Raw genomic sequence first — 16071 nt, 5'->3', positions numbered from 1 at the left:
CAGGGGCAGCGGGTCGGAGGAGGTGACCAGCTCCCGCAGGGGGTGGCGGGCCAGGACCGCGTCCACCCGGGGCGTCAACGCCGCCGCCAGCCGGGACGCGGGCGGCCGGCTCTCGTCCCGCAGGGCGTCGACGGCGGCCAGCAGCTCGCGCCGGTCCTCGCTGCCGGGGACGTCGGCGGCGGCCCGCTCGTACAGCCGGGCGCCCTCCTCCAGGACCAGGTCCGTGTCCATCCCCGCCGGGATCTTGATCCGCGCGTGGTGCCGCCAGGTGGTGACCGGATCGCCCCAGGCCTCCACGGTGTACGACCACAGCCCGGGTTCGCCCGCGGTCACCTCCGCGCCCCAGCGGTCGGTGCCGGGGGCCAGCTCCCGCATCGGTGTCCAGGGGCCCGGCCGGCCCCGTGGATCTCTCAGGACGACATTGGCGGCCACCGCGTCGTGCCCTTCGCGGAACACGGTGGCGGAGATCTGGAACGTCTCGCCGGTGACTGCCTTGGCCGGTCTGCGTCCCCGTTGGACGACCGGGCGGACGTCCAGGACGGGGATGCGCCCGACGACGGTGGTGCTCTCCGCGGGGACTGCTGACGTGTGGTGCGTGGCGGGCATGACCGCTCCTGTCCGCGTCAACTGGGTGGGCGGATGACTCTGGGGAGGTGGGTCCTGCGTGGTGCGTGCGGGGTGTACCGCAGGAGCCTTCCCACACCCTTCCGGTGGGCAATCCGGCACTTTGTTAACTACTCGCGCGTATGTCGACAACGCGACACACGCGGCGACCTGACCGTCGCTTTCCCGGATGCCGCTCCCGCAATCAGCGTTCGTCGCGACATGTGCAGCTTTCCGTCCGGGCCGAAGTGTCACAAGAAGGCCGACGGGGAAAGATCCGGCCATATCGACACGCCGTGCGCGTCATAACTGTCCGGCGCATCAGGGCGAAGGCCCCAGAAAGGGACACATCGCGCGGTAACGTCGACCGGGTGAAGGCGATCCGTCGACTGACCGTCCGTCCCGTTCTCCCCGACCCCCTCCGGCCGCTCAGTGATCTGGCCCGCAATCTGCGCTGGTCCTGGCACCCGGAGACCCGCGACCTGTTCCAGTCCGTCGACCCCGAGTGCTGGACCGCGTCCGGCCGCGACCCGGTACGGCTGCTCGGCACCGTGCCGCCCGCGCGCCTCGCGGAGCTGGCCGACGACCGGCGCTTCCTGCGCCGGCTGACCGCGGTGGCCGACGACCTCGACCACTACATGACCGGCGACCGCTGGTACCAGGCCCAGCCGGGCCGACTCCCGGCCGCCGTGGCCTACTTCTCGCCCGAGTTCGGCATCACCGCCGCGCTGCCCCAGTACTCCGGCGGCCTCGGCATCCTGGCCGGCGACCACCTCAAGGCGGCCAGCGACCTGGGGGTGCCGCTCGTCGGCGTGGGTCTGCTCTACCGCCACGGCTACTTCCGCCAGTCCCTCTCCCGGGACGGCTGGCAGCAGGAGCACTACCCCGTCCTCGACCCCCACGAACTGCCCCTCGCCCCGCTCAAGGAGGGCGACGGCACCCCCGCGCACGTCGCCCTGGCGCTGCCCGGCGGCCGGGAGCTGCGGGCCCGGATCTGGCTGGCCCAGGTCGGCCGGGTGCCGCTGCTGCTCCTCGACTCGGACGTCGAGGAGAACGAGGGCGGCGAACGCGGCGTCACCGACCGGCTCTACGGCGGCGGCAGCGAGCACCGGCTGCTCCAGGAGATGCTGCTCGGCATAGGAGGTGTCCGGGCGGTGCGCACCTACTGCCGGCTCACCGGCCACGCCGCGCCGGAGGTGTTCCACACCAACGAGGGCCACGCCGGCTTCCTCGGCCTGGAACGCATCGCCGAACTGTGCGACGAGGGCCTGGAGTTCGGTGCCGCCCTGGAGGCGGTGCGGGCCGGCACCGTGTTCACCACCCACACCCCGGTCCCGGCCGGAATCGACCGTTTCGACCGTGAGCTGGTCGCCCGCCACTTCGGCCCCGACTCCGAACTCCCGCGCATCGACGTCGAACGCGTCCTCAGGCTCGGCATGGAGACCTACCCCGGCGGCGAGCCCAACCTTTTCAACATGGCCGTGATGGGCCTGCGCCTGGCCCAGCGCGCCAACGGCGTCTCCCTGCTGCACGGCGGGGTCAGCCGGGGGATGTTCGCCGGACTGTGGCCCGGCTTCGACGCCGACGAGGTGCCGATCACCTCCGTCACCAACGGCGTGCACGCCCCGACCTGGGTGGCCCCCGAGGTGCTCCGGCTCGGCGCCCGGAAGATCGGCGCGCAGCGGGCCGAGGACGCGCTGGCCGTCGGCGGCTCGGACCGCTGGGACTCGGTCGCCGACATCCCCGACCAGGACATCTGGGAGCTGCGCCGCACCCTGCGCGCCCAGCTCGTGGAGGAGGTGCGCGAGCGGCTGCGCGCCTCCTGGCGGCAGCGGGGTGCCGGGACGGCCGAGCTGGGCTGGATCGACGACGTCCTCGACCCGGACGTGCTCACCATCGGCTTCGCGCGGCGCGTCCCGTCGTACAAGCGGCTCACGCTGATGCTGCGCGACCGGGACCGGCTGATGGACCTGCTGCTGCATCCCGAGCGGCCGATCCAGATCGTCGTGGCGGGCAAGGCGCACCCGGCGGACGACGGCGGCAAGCGCCTGGTGCAGGAACTGGTGCGGTTCGCGGACGACCCGCGGGTGCGCCACCGCATCGTGTTCCTGCCGGACTACGGCATGGCGATGGCGCAGAAGCTCTACCCCGGCTGCGACATCTGGCTGAACAACCCGCTGCGGCCGCTGGAGGCCTGCGGCACCTCCGGCATGAAGGCGGCGCTCAACGGCTGCCTCAACCTGTCGGTCCTCGACGGCTGGTGGGACGAGTGGTACCAGCCCGACTTCGGCTGGGCGATCCCCACCGCCGACGGCGCCGGCACCGACCCGGACCGGCGCGACGCCATAGAGGCCAACGCCCTCTACGACCTGCTGGAGCAGCGGATCACCCCGCGCTTCTACGAGCGGGGCGCGAGCGGGCTGCCCGACCGGTGGCTGGAGATGGTGCGCAGGACCCTCAGCCTGCTCGGCCCCAAGGTGCTGGCCGGCCGCATGGTCCGCGAGTACGTCGAGCGGCTCTACGCACCGGCCGCCGAGGCCCACCGCGCGATGGACCCGGACTCCGCACGCGGGCTCGCCGAGTGGAAGGCGCGGGTGCGGGCGGCCTGGTCCGGGGTGAGCGTCGACCACGTGGAGACGTCCGCCGCCACCGCGAGCGCCGAACTCGGCGCCACCCTCGGGCTGCGGGTCCGGGTGAAACTCGGCGACCTCGCGCCGGAGGACGTGGAGGTGCAGGCGGTCTCCGGCCGGGTGGACTCCGAGGACCGGATCACCGACGCGGCGAAGGTGCCGCTGAAGCCGGTCGGCGGCCCCGACCTGGAGGGCCGCTGGGTGTACGAGGGCCCGCTCGCCCTGGACCGCACCGGACCCTTCGGCTACACGGTCCGGGTCCTGCCCGCGCACCGGCTGCTGGCGTCCGGCGTGGAGACCGGCCTCGTCGCGGTGCCCTCGGGCGACCTGGTGGAGGCGGCGGGCCTGCTGATGCGGTGAGCACCGCGGCGGCCGGGCGGTGGCCGGCGGGGCGGGCTCAGTCCTGCTCGTCGCCGCCGCTCAGCCGCCGCAGGACGGTGCCGCACCGGCGGGCGTAGGCGTGCTGGAAGGCGCGGGCGGCCGGTCCGCCGGCCTTGGCGTACCACTTGGCGGGGCGGCTGAAGGCGGACACGGTGAGCCACACGGTGCCGTCACCTGTGCGGTCCACCACGAAGGCCTCCTCGCCGGACTCGGGATGGCCGGGCAGCGTGCCGTAGGCCCAGCCGGCCCGGCGCGGCTCCTCCAGGGTCCACACCACCCGGCAGGGCGCCTTGATCATGCCGGCGAGGGTGACGGTGACATCGACCCCGGGCGCGGCACGCTCCGCGCTCGCGTCGATGCCGACGCCCATCTCCCGGTGCATCTCCCAGGTGAGCACGGCCTCGACCGCGCGCCGGAACACCGGTTCGCCCTCCCCGAGGCGGGTGCGTACGTGCATGGGGCGGAAGCCGGGCGGGCAGGCGCCCTGCTCGCGGGTGGCGCCGACGTCGTCGTACGTGAAGGACATGGGCACCAAGCGTAGGGCGACACCCGGGAACTCCTGGTTCCGGGTGCCGCCCGCCGTGTTGGTGCCGCTGTCGCTCCGGGTCAGTTCACGTTGATCGCGGTCCAGGCCGCGCCCACCGTCTTGTACTCGGTGCTGTCGGCGCCGTACAGGTCGGACGCCGCGCTCAGGGTCGCCGCGCGGGCGCCGGCGTAGTCGGTCGTCGAGGTCATGTACGCGGTCAGCGCCTTGTACCAGATCTGCAGCGCCTTGGCGCGGCCGATGCCGGTGACGGTGGAGCCGTCCGAGGTCGGGGAGTCGTAGGCCACCCCGTCCACCGTCCGCGCCCCGCTGCCCTCGGCGAGCAGGAAGAAGAAGTGGTTGGCAGGGCCCGAGGAGTAGTGGACGTCGACGCCGCCGAGGCCGGAGGACCAGTAGTCCTTGGACGCGCCGTCCTTGCTGGGCTTGTCCATGTAGCGCAGCGGGGTGCCGTCGCCGTTGATGTCGATCCGCTCGCCGATGAGGTAGTCGCCCTTGTCGGCGGAGCTGTTCGCGAAGTACTCCACGCCGGTGCCGAAGATGTCGGACGTCGCCTCGTTGAGGCCGCCGGACTCGCCGCTGTACTCGAGGCCGGCGGTGTTGGAGGTGACGCCGTGGCTCATCTCGTGGCCGGCCACGTCCAGCGAGGTCAGCGGGTTGGTGTTGCCCGTGCCGTCGCCGTAGGTCATGCAGAAGCAGCTGTCCGACCAGAAGGCGTTGACGTAGTTGCTGCCGTAGTGGACGCGGGAGTAGGCGGCCTTGCCGTCGTTCTTGATGCCGCTGCGGCCGAAGCTCTGCTTGTAGAAGTCCCAGGTGACCTGGGCGCCGTAGGCGGCGTCGACGGCGGCGGTCTGGTCCTGGGGGTCGCTGGAGGCGGCGCCGGTGCCCCAGGTGTCGTCGGCGTCGGTGAACAGGGTGCCGGTGCCGGAGGTCTTGCGGGCCAGGTTGTACGTCTTGTGGCCGCCGCGCCCGGTGTCGTTGAGCTGGTACGACGAGCCCGACTTGGTGGTGCCGAGTTCGACCGTGCCCGAGTAGAGGCTCTTGCCGGAGCCGGTCTCGACGCCCTGGTACTCGTACAGCTTGGCGCCGGTGGCGGCGTCGGTGATGACGTGCAGTTCGTTGGGGGTGCCGTCGTCCTGGAGGCCGCCGACCACGGTCTCGTAGGCGAGGACGGGCTTGCCCTCGGCGGCCCAGATCACCTTGCGGGGCGCGGAGTCGGCCGCGGTCTTCGACGACCCGGCGTCCCGGGCGGCGGACAGCGCCTGCTGCTCGGCCTTGGCCGCCTTCACCTTCGGGGTGACGGTGGCGACCTCGACGGCGGCCTTGGTCGCCTTGGTGACCCCTCTGGTGGCGCCGGACCGCGACGTGTGCACGACGAGGTCGCCGCCGAGGACGGGCAGGCCGTCGTAGGTGCGCTCGTAGCGGGTGTGCAGGGTGCCGTCGCGGTCCTTGACCACGTCCTTGACGACCAGCTTCTCCTTGGCGCCGAGACCCATCTCCCGGGCGGTGCCGGCCGCGCCGGCCTGCTGCTCCTGGACGAGCGCGCTGCGGGCGGTGCCGGACAGCAGCACGGGGGCGCCCGGCAGGGCCGACGGCGCGGTGCTGTCGGCGGCGGCGTTGCCCGCGGTCAGGCCGGTGGTGAGCATCGCTCCGGCGGCGACCGCGGTGGCGAGGGCCAGGGTGGTGCGCTTGTGGCGCGCGAAGACGGAAGACACACAAGCTCCTTCGGTGGGGGGATCCGGACGGCGTGGGGTGTCCGGCCGGTTGCTGCGAAGTGGTGCTGTGGGTGACGGAAGACTGACACCGAAGGCGCGTACATGTCAGGAGGGCGTGATGATGTTGGCCGAAAATCGTCGTCCGGGTGTGTGGTGCGGGAATGTGAAGGCCGTGTGACCTCGGTCAAGTGACAACAAGGCGGCGGTAAGTGCTTGGCAAAAAGGGGCGGTTGGGGGCGGACATGGAGAGGGCGCCGCCCCGGAGGAATCGAACCTCCGGAGCGGCGCCCCGACTTGGGAGGGTGCCCCCGTGGGCCGGTCCGCCTACGGGAAGGTGAGCCGCCAGGCGTCGATGTAGCCGGTGTCCGCCGGGCCCTGGTCCTGGACGCGCAGCTTCCAGGTGCCGTTGGCCGTCTCGGAGGAGGCGTTGACCGTGTACGTCTCGTGCACGTCCGCCGCCGGGTCGTTGCCGCTGTTCTTCAGGCGGTACGTCGAACCGTCGGGCGCTACCAGGTCGATCTGCAGGTCACCGCGCCAGGTGTGCACGATGTCCACACCCACCTTGAGGTTGCTCGGCGCCTTGCCGGTGCGGCCGGAGACCGTGAGGGACGAGGTCACCGCGGACCCGTAGTCGGGGATGTTCACGTTCGTGGTGCTCTCGAACGTGGTGCCGTCACCGGGGTCGCCGCCACCGGGCCGGGAGCCGACGTTGATGCCCGCCCACGCGTTCGCCACCGCGGTGTACTCGGCGCTGTCGGTGCCGTACAGCTCACCGGCCGCCGCGAGGGTGCCGGTGCGGGCGCCCGCGTAGTTGGTGGTCGAGGTGAACTTGGTGGTCAGCGCGCGGAACCAGATCTTCTCCGCCTTGGCGCGGCCGATGCCGGTGACCGGGAGGCCGTCCGAGGTGGGCGAGTTGTAGGTGACACCGTTGATGGTCTTGGTGCCGCTGCCCTCGCTCAGCAGGTAGAAGAAGTGGTTGGCCGGGCCCGACGAGTAGTGGACGTCCACCCCGCCGATGCCCGAGTACCAGGAGTCCTTGGACGCGCCGTCCTTGCTGGGCTTGTCCATGTAGCGCAGCGGGGTGCCGTCGCCGTTGATGTCGATCTCCTCGCCGATGAGGTAGTCACCGACGTCCGAGGAGTTGTTGGCGTAGAACTCGACCGATGTGCCGAAGATGTCGGACGTGGCCTCGTTCAGGCCGCCGGACTCGCCGCTGTAGTTGAGTCCCGCGGTGTTGGACGTGACGCCGTGGGTCATCTCGTGCCCGGCCACGTCGATGGCGGTGAGCGGGTTGGTGTTGCCCGACCCGTCGCCGTACGTCATGCAGAAGCAGTCGTCCGACCAGAAGGCGTTGACGTAGTTGTTGCCGTAGTGGACCCGGGAGTACGCGCCCACGCCGTCGCCGCGGATGCCGGACCGGCCGTGCACGTTCTTGTAGTAGTCCCAGGTCAGCGCCGCCCCGTAGTGGGCGTCGGCGGCGGCGGTCTCCGCGTTGGACGCGGTTCCGTTGCCCCACACGTCGTCGGACCCGGTGAAGAGCGTCCCGGTGCCGGAGGTGCCGCGGTTGAGGTTGTACGTCTTGTGGTTGCCGCGCGCCGTGTCGGTCAGCGTGTACGACGACCCCGACTGCGCGGTGCCCAGCGTCACCGTGCCGCTGTACATCGTGTTGCCGGTGCCGTTCTCGATGGCCTGGTACTCGTACAGCTTGGCGCCCGTGGCGGCGTCCGTGATCACGTGCAGCTCGTTCGGGGTGCCGTCCTCCTGGAGGCCGCCCACGACCGTCTCGTACGCGAGGACCGGAGTGCCGTTCGCCGCCCAGATCACCTTGCGCGGGGCGCGGTCGGCGTCCGGCTGCTCGGCTCCGGCGGCCTCAGCGGCCGACACCGCCTGCGACTCGGCCTTCGCGGCGGAGATCTTCGGCGTCACGGTGGCCGGCTTGATCGCCTTGGCCGTGGCCTTCACGACCTGCTCCGTCTTCCCCGCCTCACTGGCCACCACGAGGTCGCCGCCGAGGACGGGCAGGCCGTCGTAGGTGCGCTCGTAGCGGGTGTGCAGGGTGCCGTCGCGGTCCTTGAGCACGTCCCGGACGACCAGCTTCTCCTTGGCGCCCAGGCCCAGGTCGTCGGCGGTCTCCGCCTTGGTGGCGTTGGCGTCGCGGATCAGCTCGGCGCGCTGGGACGGGCTGAGCACGACCAGCTCGTTGCCCTTCGCGGGTGACGGGTCGGGGGCCGCGGTGGCGGTGCCGGACTGGACCGCCGTGGCGATCAGAGCCGCGACACCGGCCAGCGCGACGGCCGCGGCACGCCGGTGCGTGACGCGACGGGAGGAGGCGGAAGCGGTGGTGTGGGAGGTGCGTCTGTGGGGAGTGCTGCTGCTCAACACTGACTCCTTCTGCGTGGCCGCGGGTCACGCGGCCAGGGGAGACCGGCCGGCGGGTGGCCGACCGGGCGGAACTGTGCGGTACGCAGAAACCACGTGCTACGAGCCGGCCGCTGCACAGCACTCGTGGGGAAGCTGTGGGGGCACTGTGGAGGGCCGACGGAAGAGTGGCAGGAGAAAGCGCTACTTGTCAGGGGCGCGTCAGCAAGTTGGCTGGAATTGGTCCGTTGACCGGGAGTTCACGTTCGATAAACGGAATCTTTGCTTGCCGGCGCTCTCGGCGGGCTACTGACCGCCCGCTCAGTCAGTAGCCCGGTCGGCGACCGGCGCCCCGTGCCAGGAACCCCACAGGGCGGCGTAGGCCCCGCCCGCCGCCACCAGCGCCTCGTGCGTGCCCAGCTCGGTCAGCAGGCCGTCCTCCATCACCGCCACCCGGTCGGCGTCGTGCGCGGTGTGCAGGCGGTGCGCGATGGCGATGACCGTACGGCCCTTCAGTACGGCGGCCAGCGCCTGCTCCGTGTGCCGGGCCGTCGTCGGGTCCAGCAAGGCCGTGGCCTCGTCCAGGATCAGGGTGTGCGGGTCGGCCAGCACCACCCGGGCCAGCGCGAGCTGCTGGGCCTGCGAGCCGTCCGTGGAGTGCCCCTTCGCACCCAGCTCGGCGCCGAGGCCGCCGGGCAGCTCCCGCACCCACCCCTCGGCACCCACCGCGGCGAGCGCCGCCCACAACTCCTCGTCCGTGGCCGCCGGTTCGGCGATCAGCAGATTGTCGCGGACCGTCCCCAGGAACACATGGTGCTCCTGGGTTACCAGCACCACCTGACGGCGCAGCCGCTCCGGACCCAGGGCGACCACGGGCACCCCGCCCACCGTCACCGAGCCCCGGGTCGGCGCGTCCACGCCCGCCAGCAGCCGGCTCAGCGTGGTCTTGCCGGCCCCCGAAGGACCGACGACCGCCAGCCGCTCGCCCGGCCGCACGGTCAGGTCCACCCCGCGCAGCACCTCCCCGCCCCGTTCGTAGGCGTACCGCACACCGGACACGTCGATCCGGTCGTCCGCGGGCACCGCCGACTCGTCGGCCGCCGCCCGCGGGGCCGCCGCCAGCCCCTCCACCCGGGCGAAGGAGGCGCTGCCGGCCTGCAGTTGCTCGACCCTCATCAGCACCTCGTCCAGCGGCCCGGCCAGCTGCTGGAGGTAGACGGCACAGGACACCACCGTCCCCAGGCTCGCCGCTCCGTGGGTGTGCAGGACCCCGCCGAGGAGCAGCACGCCCGCCACGGGAAGCACGTAGGAGATGTCCACCGCGGGGAAGAACACACTGCGCAGGAACAGGGTCCGGAACCGGGTGCGCCGCGAGACCTCCAGCGCCTCGTGGTTCGACGTCACGCGCCGCTCCGCCAGCCCGAACGCCTCGACCGTGCGGGCTCCCGCCACCGTGGCCGCCAGGCTCTCCGCGACCTCCGAGCCGGCCGCGCCCTCGGCGAGGTAGGCCGCCCGCGCCCGGCGCAGGTACCAGCGCAGCGCCAGCCAGGCCGGCGTCAGCCCGAGCACCCCGACCAGACCGAGCAGCGGGTCGAGCACGAACACCGCGGCCATGAGGAACAGCGCCTGCACCGCGTTGACCAGCAGCTCGGGACCGGCGTCGCGCAGTGTCGTGCCCACGGTGGTCACGTCGGCGGTGCCGCGCGTCGTCAGGTCCCCGGTCCCCGCCCGCTCCACCACGGACGCGGGCAGCGCGAGCGCCCGCTCCACGTACCGCTCCCGCACCCGCGCGAGCGTCCGTTCCCCGAAGCGGTGCCCCACGTACCGCGCCCAGCGGGCCAGCAGCAACTGCGCCAGCGAGCACAGCAGGATGGCGAGGGCCATCCGGTCCACGGCGTCCACCCCGCCCCCGCCGCGCACCTCGTCGACGATCCGCCCCAGCAGCCAAGGACCCGCGAGACCGGCCAGCGCGGCCAGCCCGTTGAGACCCAGGACGACCGTGAAGGACCTCCGGTCGGCCCGCACCAGGCCGGCCGCCGCGCGGCGGACGTCGGTGCGCTCGGCGACGGGCAGCTGTGTCATCGGGCCGGTTCCCCTTCTTCGGCGCCCTCGTCGTCCCGCGCGACCAGGGCGCGGTACCCCGGTTCGGTGTCCAGGAGTTCGCGGTGTGTGCCGGTGGCGGCGACCTTGCCGTCGACCAGGTGGTGCACGACGTCCGCGCGGTCGAGGAGAAGCGGTGAGGTGGCGGCCAGCACCGTGGTCCGGCCCCGGCGGGCGTGCTTGAGGCGGTCGGCCACGGTGGCCTCCGTGTGGGCGTCCAGGGCGGAGGTGGGCTCGGCGGCGAGGAGGATCTCGGGGTCGGTCAGGAGGGCCCTCGCCAGGCGGATGCGTTGGCGTTGTCCGCCGGACAGGTCGCGGGCTTGCGCCGCGACCTGGGTTCCGAGTCCTTCGGGGAGGGCGCGGACGATGTCTTCGGCGGCGGCCGCGTGGATGGCTGCGGTGAGTTTCGCCGGCTCGTCCGCCCCGGTGCGTTGTGGGGCGTCTGCGGGTGCGTTGTGGCTGGTCGCGCCCAAGCGGCGGAACCGCACATCGACACTGCCCGCGCCCCTGCTCGGCGTTTCCTGAGCGCCCACCACGGCGCTGAGGATGCCTGCGAAGAGGTCGGCCTCCGGGTCCGCGACCAGGATGCGGGAGCGGATCTGGGGGAGCGGGATGTCGGCCAGGGGGACGTCGCCCCAGGTCGCGTCGGACGGGGCGTAGCGGGCCAGGCGGTCCAGGATCTCGGTGGCGTCGGACGGGCGGGAGGTGACCAGGGCGGTCATGCGGCCGGGGGTGATCCGTACGCCCGAGGCCGGTCGTAGAGCACCGAGGGTTCCGCGGGGGCGTCCCGGGTGCCCGTGTCCGGTTCCGGTTCCAGGCGCAGGAAGGCGACGACACGGCGGGCGGCCACCACGCCGCGGCTGAGCTGGTGGCCCATCTCGATGAGGAACGCCACCGGCCAGCCCAGCGCGACGACATAGCCGTACACCGACACCAGTTCGCCCACGCTGATGTGCCCCTGCACCGCCAGCCGGGCGCCCAGCCAGGTCACCAGGGCCAGGAACAGCACCGGCAGCCCCACCCCGAGGGCCTGGATCCAGCTGGTCACCGCGCCGACCCGGTAACCCTGCTCGCGCAGCAGGCCCGAGTCGCGGCGGAAGGCGTCCGCGACCAGACCCTTGCCGCCCAGCCCGTTCAGCACCCGCAGTCCGCCCGCGAGGTCGCCGATCCGCGCGGTCAGCACGGACTGCCGCTCGCGGTACCCGGTCTCCCGGCCCTGCAGCCGTCCCATGAGCGGGCCGAGGAGCACCGCGAGCAACGGCACCCCGAGCAGCACCACCAGCGCGAGCCGGGGCGACACGGACAGCATCAGCCCGCCGACCGCCGCGTAGGCGACGACCGCGCCGACGCCCGGCCCCACGGCCGTCAGGGACGTGCTGATGGTCTGCACGTCGCCCACTCCGATGGTGACGACCTCACCGGCCCCCACCTGCCCGCGCAGCGCCGCCCCGAGCCGTGTGGCGTGCCCGACGACCACCTTCACCGTGCGGAAGTTGGCGTCCATGCGCACCTTCGTCATCGTGCGGTGCCGCAACATGCCCAGCCATGCGTTGACCCCGCCGACGGCCACCATGGCGCCCGTCCAGCCCGCCAGCGCGCCCAGGTCACCGGGCGCCAGGCCGTGGTCGACCGCCCGGGCCATCAGGTACGGCGTCGCCGCCAGCAGCACCATCCAGGCGCTGGCGAGGACCGCCCCCGCCAGACACCGGGGCCACTGCCGCCGGACCAGCCAGGCCAGGTACCGCCAGCCGCCCCGGTGGTCCGGTGTGCCGGGGTCCTCGTACGCGTCGATCCTCACGCCAGACTGTCCCGCCACGCCCGGTGCAGATCCGCGAACCGGCCCGTACCGGCGATCAGTTCGTCCGGGGTGCCGTCCTCGACGATCCGGCCGTGCTCCATCACCAGCACCCGGTCGGCGATCTCCACGGTGGACAGCCGGTGCGCGATGACGACCGCCGTACGGCCCTTCAGCACCGTCGTCATCGCCCGCTGCACCGCCCGCTCGCCGGGGATGTCCAGTGAACTGGTCGCCTCGTCCAGGATCAGCACCGCCGGGTCCGCGAGCAGCGCCCGCGCGAACGCCACGAGCTGCCGCTGACCGGCGGAGATACGGCCGCCCCGCTTGCGTACGTCGGTGTCGTAGCCGTCCGGCAGCGCGGCGATGAAGTCGTGGGCGCCGATCGCCTTCGCCGCCCGCTCGATCTCCTCCCGCGTCGCCTCCGGACGGCCGATGGCGATGTTGTCGGCGACCGTGCCGGAGAACAGGAACGCCTCCTGCGTCACCATCACCACCCCGCGCCGCAGTTCGGGCACGGCCAGGTCGCGCAGATCGGTGCCGTCCAGCAGGACCCGCCCGGCGGACGGGTCGTAGAACCGGGCGAGCAGCTTGGCCAGCGTCGACTTGCCCGCGCCGGTCGAGCCCACGACGGCCACCGTCTGCCCGGCCGGGAGCGTCAGTTCGAAGCGCGGCAGCACCTCGCCGCCGCTGCGGTAGCCGAAGCTCACCGCGTCGAAGACGACCTCGCGGCCGGGGTGCTCCGACTCCAGCGGCGGCAGCTCCTTCGGCGTGGTCGGCTCGGGCACCGACGGCGTCTGGGCCAGCAGCCCGGCGATCTTCTCCAGCGAGGCCGCCGCCGACTGGTACGAGTTCAGGAACATGCCCAGCCGGTCGATCGGGTCGTACAGCCGGCGCAGGTACAGCACCGCCGCCGCCAGCACACCGAGCGCCAGCGTGCCGTCCGCGACCCGGTAGGCGCCCCACAGCACGATGCCCGCGACGGCCGTGTTGGCGATCAGGCGGGAGCCGACCACGTAACGGGCCATCTCCAGCAGCGCGTTGCCGTTGGTCCGCTCGTGCCGGCGGTTCAGCACCGCGAAGTCGGCGTCGTTGGCGGCCTCCCGGCGGAAGGCGCGCACCGGCCGGATGCCGTTCATCGTCTCCACGAACTTCACGATCACCGCCGCGATCGCCGTGGACCGCTGCCGGTACACCCGCCCCGCGCGCCGCTGGTAGAGCCGCACCAGCGCGTACAGCGGCACGAACGACGCCACTGCCACGGCGCCCAGGCCCCAGTCCAGCCAGAGCAGCAGCGCGGCGATGTAGACGAAGGACAGGATGACCGTCACCAGCTCCTGCAGCCCCTCGTCGAGCAGCTCGCGCAGGGACTCCACGTCCGTGGTGGAACGGGAGATGAGACGGCCCGAGGTGTAGCGCTCGTGGAAGTCGACGCTCAGCGCCTGGGCGTGCCGGAAGATGCGGCCGCGCAGGTCGAGCAGCACGTCCTGGCTGACCCGGGCCGCGGCGGCGATGAAGGCGTACTGGAGTCCGCCCGCCGCCAGCGAGCACAGCAGGTAGCCGGCGCCCACCGCGACCAGCGGGCCGTGGTCGTCGTCCCGCAGGGCCGGCACGGCGTGGTCGATGGCGTACGCCACCAGCAGCGGGCCCGCCTGCACGGCCGCCTGCTGGAGCAGCAGGAGGAGGACGGTGAGGGCGACCCGGGCCCTCATGGGCGTCAGCAGGGAGCGCAGCAGGGCGCCGGTCGCACCCGGCGGGCTGGGCAGGACGTCCTGGTCGAAGCCGCCGTCGGCGGCGAGGTCCGCCGCCTCGGCCGGATCCCCGTGCCGCGGGTCCTCCGGCTGCTCCCTCTTCGGCGCGGTGGCCGTGGGCGCGGTCATCGGCCGTCCCCTCCCTGGGATCCCTCGTCGTTCTCGTGCCCGTCGAGGCCGGACATCAGATGGGCGTACTCGGCGCTGGTGCGCAGCAGTTCGTGATGGGTGCCGACGGCGGTGATGCGGCCCCCGGAGAGCAGGGCGACGCGGTCGGCGAGCAGGACGGTGGAGGGGCGGTGGGCCACGATCAGCGCGGTGGTGTCCGCGAGGACCTGCCGCAGGGCGGCCTCCACCGCGGCCTCCGTGTGCACGTCCAACGCGGACAGCGGGTCGTCCAGGACCAGGAATCTGGGTCTGCCCACCACCGCCCGCGCGAGCGCGAGACGCTGACGCTGGCCGCCGGAGAGGCTGAGGCCCTGCTCGCCGACCTGGGTGCCGGTGCCCTGGGGGAGCGCGTGCACGAAGTCGGCCTGGGCGACGGCGAGTGCACGCTCCAGCTCCGCGTCGCCGGCGCCCTCGGCGGCCCCCATCAGCACGTTCTCGCCGACGGTGGCCGAGAAGAGGGTCGGCTCCTCGAAGGCCACGGCGACCATCGAGCGCAGTTCCTCGCGGGACAGGGTGGTGATGTCCTCCCCGTCCAGCGTGATCCGGCCCTCGGTCACCTCGTGCAGGCGCGGCACGAGCGCGGTCAGCGTCGTCTTCCCGCTGCCGGTGGCACCGACCAGGGCCATGGACTCGCCGGAGCGGATGTGCAGGTCGACGTCCGTCAGGAGCGGCGTGGAGTCCGGGGCGGCGTCGGGGTAACGGAACCGCACGTGCTCGAACCGCAGGCCGTCGGCCCGCCCCGCTGCTGGCAGTCGTGCCTCCCCCACTGCCTGAACGGCCTGGGAGGTACCCCCAGGGGCGGCACGGGTGGGCGCGGCGGAACCCCGCAACGCCGGGCCGCGCTCCCTACCCCCCGACCCGAACGTACGGTCACCAGCGCCCCCCGGCGACTCGACTTCCGCGTCCATCACCTCGAAAAACCGCTCCGTGGCCGTCGCCGCCTCCTGGCTCATCGCCAGCAGGAAGCCGATGGACTCCACCGGCCACCGCAGTGCCAGCGCCGTCGACAGGAACGCCACCAGCGTCCCCGCCGACAGCGCCCCGTCCGCCACCTGCACCGCCCCGACCACCAGTGCCGCCCCGATCGCCACCTCGGGCAGCGTCACGATGACCGCCCAGATGGCCGCCAGCAGCCGCGCCTTGCGCAGCTCCGTGCCCCGCAGCGTGTGCGACAGCTCGTGGAAGGCACGGGCCTGGCTGCGGTGCCGTCCGAACCCCTTGATGATGCGGATGCCGAGCACGCTCTCCTCGACCACCGTCGTCAGGTCCCCGACCTGGTCCTGCGCCCGTCGCGCCACCGCCGAGTACTTCTTCTCGAAGATCCCGCAGGTGATCATCACCGGGATGGCGGGTCCGAGGATGACCAGCCCCAGCGTCCAGTCCTGGACCAGCATGATGCCCACGCCGACCAGGATCGTCACGCCGTTGACCAGCAGGAACGTCAGCGGGAAGGCGAGGAACATGCGGAGCAGCATCAGATCCGTCGTCCCGCGCGAGAGCAACTGCCCCGAAGCCCAGCGGTCGTGGAAGGCCACCGGCAGGCGCTGCAGGTGCCGGTACAGATCCGCGCGCATGCCCGCCTCGACCCCCGCCAGCGGCCGCGCCACAAGCCACCGCCGCAACCCGAACAGCAGCGCCTCCGCCAGCCCGAGGAGCAGCAGGTACAGCGCCCCGAGCCACACGCCCGCCGGATCGCGGTCGGCGACCGGGCCGTCCACCATCCACTTCAGGACGAGCGGGATCACCAGCCCCACGCAGGAGGCGAGGATCGCTGTCACCGCGGCCGTCCCCAACCGCACGCGCACCGGCCGCACATAGGGCCACAGCCGCAGCAGGGCACGTACGGTGGAACGCTTCTCGGCGGCGTCCGGGGCGAGATCCTTGGCGGGGGCGGGTTTCGTGGGCATCAGGAGCGAGCCTACGGTTCACCACTGACACTGCCCACTGAGTTTCGGGGGCCCACCGGGGTCGTACGGGGGCATCGACCGATCGGCTGATGCGCCTTCGAGCGCGTCGGCCGATGTGCCGG

At 72.7% G+C, this 16071-nt stretch carries 8 protein-coding genes and 1 pseudogene; 1 reads left to right on the top strand and 8 read right to left on the bottom strand.

From position 1 onward, the window contains the following. Positions 1–606 (bottom strand): maltotransferase domain-containing protein (locus tag ACZ56V_RS34280; RefSeq protein ID WP_467383480.1); only part of this gene is annotated, 606 nt, incomplete at its 3' end. A 368-nt stretch (positions 607–974) separates the two neighbouring features. On the opposite strand from ACZ56V_RS34280, the gene ACZ56V_RS34275 reads away from it, so the two are divergent. After that, positions 975–3593: a glycosyltransferase family 1 protein gene (locus tag ACZ56V_RS34275; protein WP_468947504.1), complete on the top strand. Its 2619-nt coding sequence runs from the start codon at positions 975–977 to the stop codon at positions 3591–3593. Positions 3594–3630: 37 nt separating this feature from the next. Here the strand turns inward: ACZ56V_RS34275 and ACZ56V_RS34270 are convergent, their stop codons facing one another. The 7 genes and pseudogenes from ACZ56V_RS34270 to ACZ56V_RS34240 form a co-directional block, all read right to left on the bottom strand. Then, positions 3631–4140 carry a DUF1990 family protein gene (locus ACZ56V_RS34270; RefSeq protein WP_365866442.1) on the bottom strand — a complete coding sequence of 170 codons (510 nt, stop codon included), beginning with the start codon at positions 4138–4140 and terminating at the stop codon, positions 3631–3633. Positions 4141–4220: 80 nt separating this feature from the next. After that, positions 4221–5870 carry a M4 family metallopeptidase gene (locus tag ACZ56V_RS34265; RefSeq protein WP_468947502.1) on the bottom strand — a complete coding sequence of 550 codons (1650 nt, stop codon included), beginning with the start codon at positions 5868–5870 and terminating at the stop codon, positions 4221–4223. 324 nt (positions 5871–6194) lie between these two features. Beyond that, positions 6195–8249 carry a M4 family metallopeptidase gene (locus tag ACZ56V_RS34260; RefSeq protein WP_467383485.1) on the bottom strand — a complete coding sequence of 685 codons (2055 nt, stop codon included), beginning with the start codon at positions 8247–8249 and terminating at the stop codon, positions 6195–6197. Positions 8250–8549: 300 nt separating this feature from the next. Further along, a complete protein-coding gene (locus tag ACZ56V_RS34255) occupies positions 8550–10310 on the bottom strand; it encodes an ABC transporter ATP-binding protein (protein ID WP_468947499.1) in 1761 nt (586 codons plus the stop codon). Beyond that, a pseudogene (locus tag ACZ56V_RS34250) lies at positions 10307–12126 on the bottom strand (ABC transporter transmembrane domain-containing protein). The gene ACZ56V_RS34255 and the pseudogene ACZ56V_RS34250 overlap by 4 nt, the downstream one beginning before the upstream one ends. Next, the gene (locus ACZ56V_RS34245) at positions 12123–14003 is read right to left on the bottom strand and encodes an ABC transporter ATP-binding protein (RefSeq protein WP_468947497.1); all 1881 of its coding nucleotides are present in this window, start codon (positions 14001–14003) and stop codon (positions 12123–12125) included. Before ACZ56V_RS34245 ends, ACZ56V_RS34250 begins: the two are co-directional and overlap by 4 nt. After that, positions 14000–15949 (bottom strand): ABC transporter ATP-binding protein, encoded by a 1950-nt coding sequence (locus ACZ56V_RS34240; RefSeq protein WP_398916986.1) that lies wholly within the window; start codon positions 15947–15949, stop codon positions 14000–14002. The genes ACZ56V_RS34245 and ACZ56V_RS34240 overlap by 4 nt, the downstream gene beginning before the upstream one ends. Between the last annotated feature and the right edge of the window lie 122 nt (positions 15950–16071).

This window comes from Streptomyces sp. NPDC034099 (genome assembly GCF_055575415.1).
The sequence above is the reverse complement of the archived record's forward strand: the minus strand, read 5'-3'. Positions and strand labels throughout refer to the sequence as shown.

Coding starts and splice junctions, on each gene's coding strand:
- ACZ56V_RS34240 (WP_398916986.1), bottom strand. CDS start 15,949: ATGCCCACGAAACCCGCCCCCGCCAAGGATCTCGCCCCGGACGCCGCC.
- ACZ56V_RS34245 (WP_468947497.1), bottom strand. CDS start 14,003: ATGACCGCGCCCACGGCCACCGCGCCGAAGAGGGAGCAGCCGGAGGAC.
- ACZ56V_RS34270 (WP_365866442.1), bottom strand. CDS start 4,140: ATGTCCTTCACGTACGACGACGTCGGCGCCACCCGCGAGCAGGGCGCC.
- ACZ56V_RS34255 (WP_468947499.1), bottom strand. CDS start 10,310: ATGACACAGCTGCCCGTCGCCGAGCGCACCGACGTCCGCCGCGCGGCG.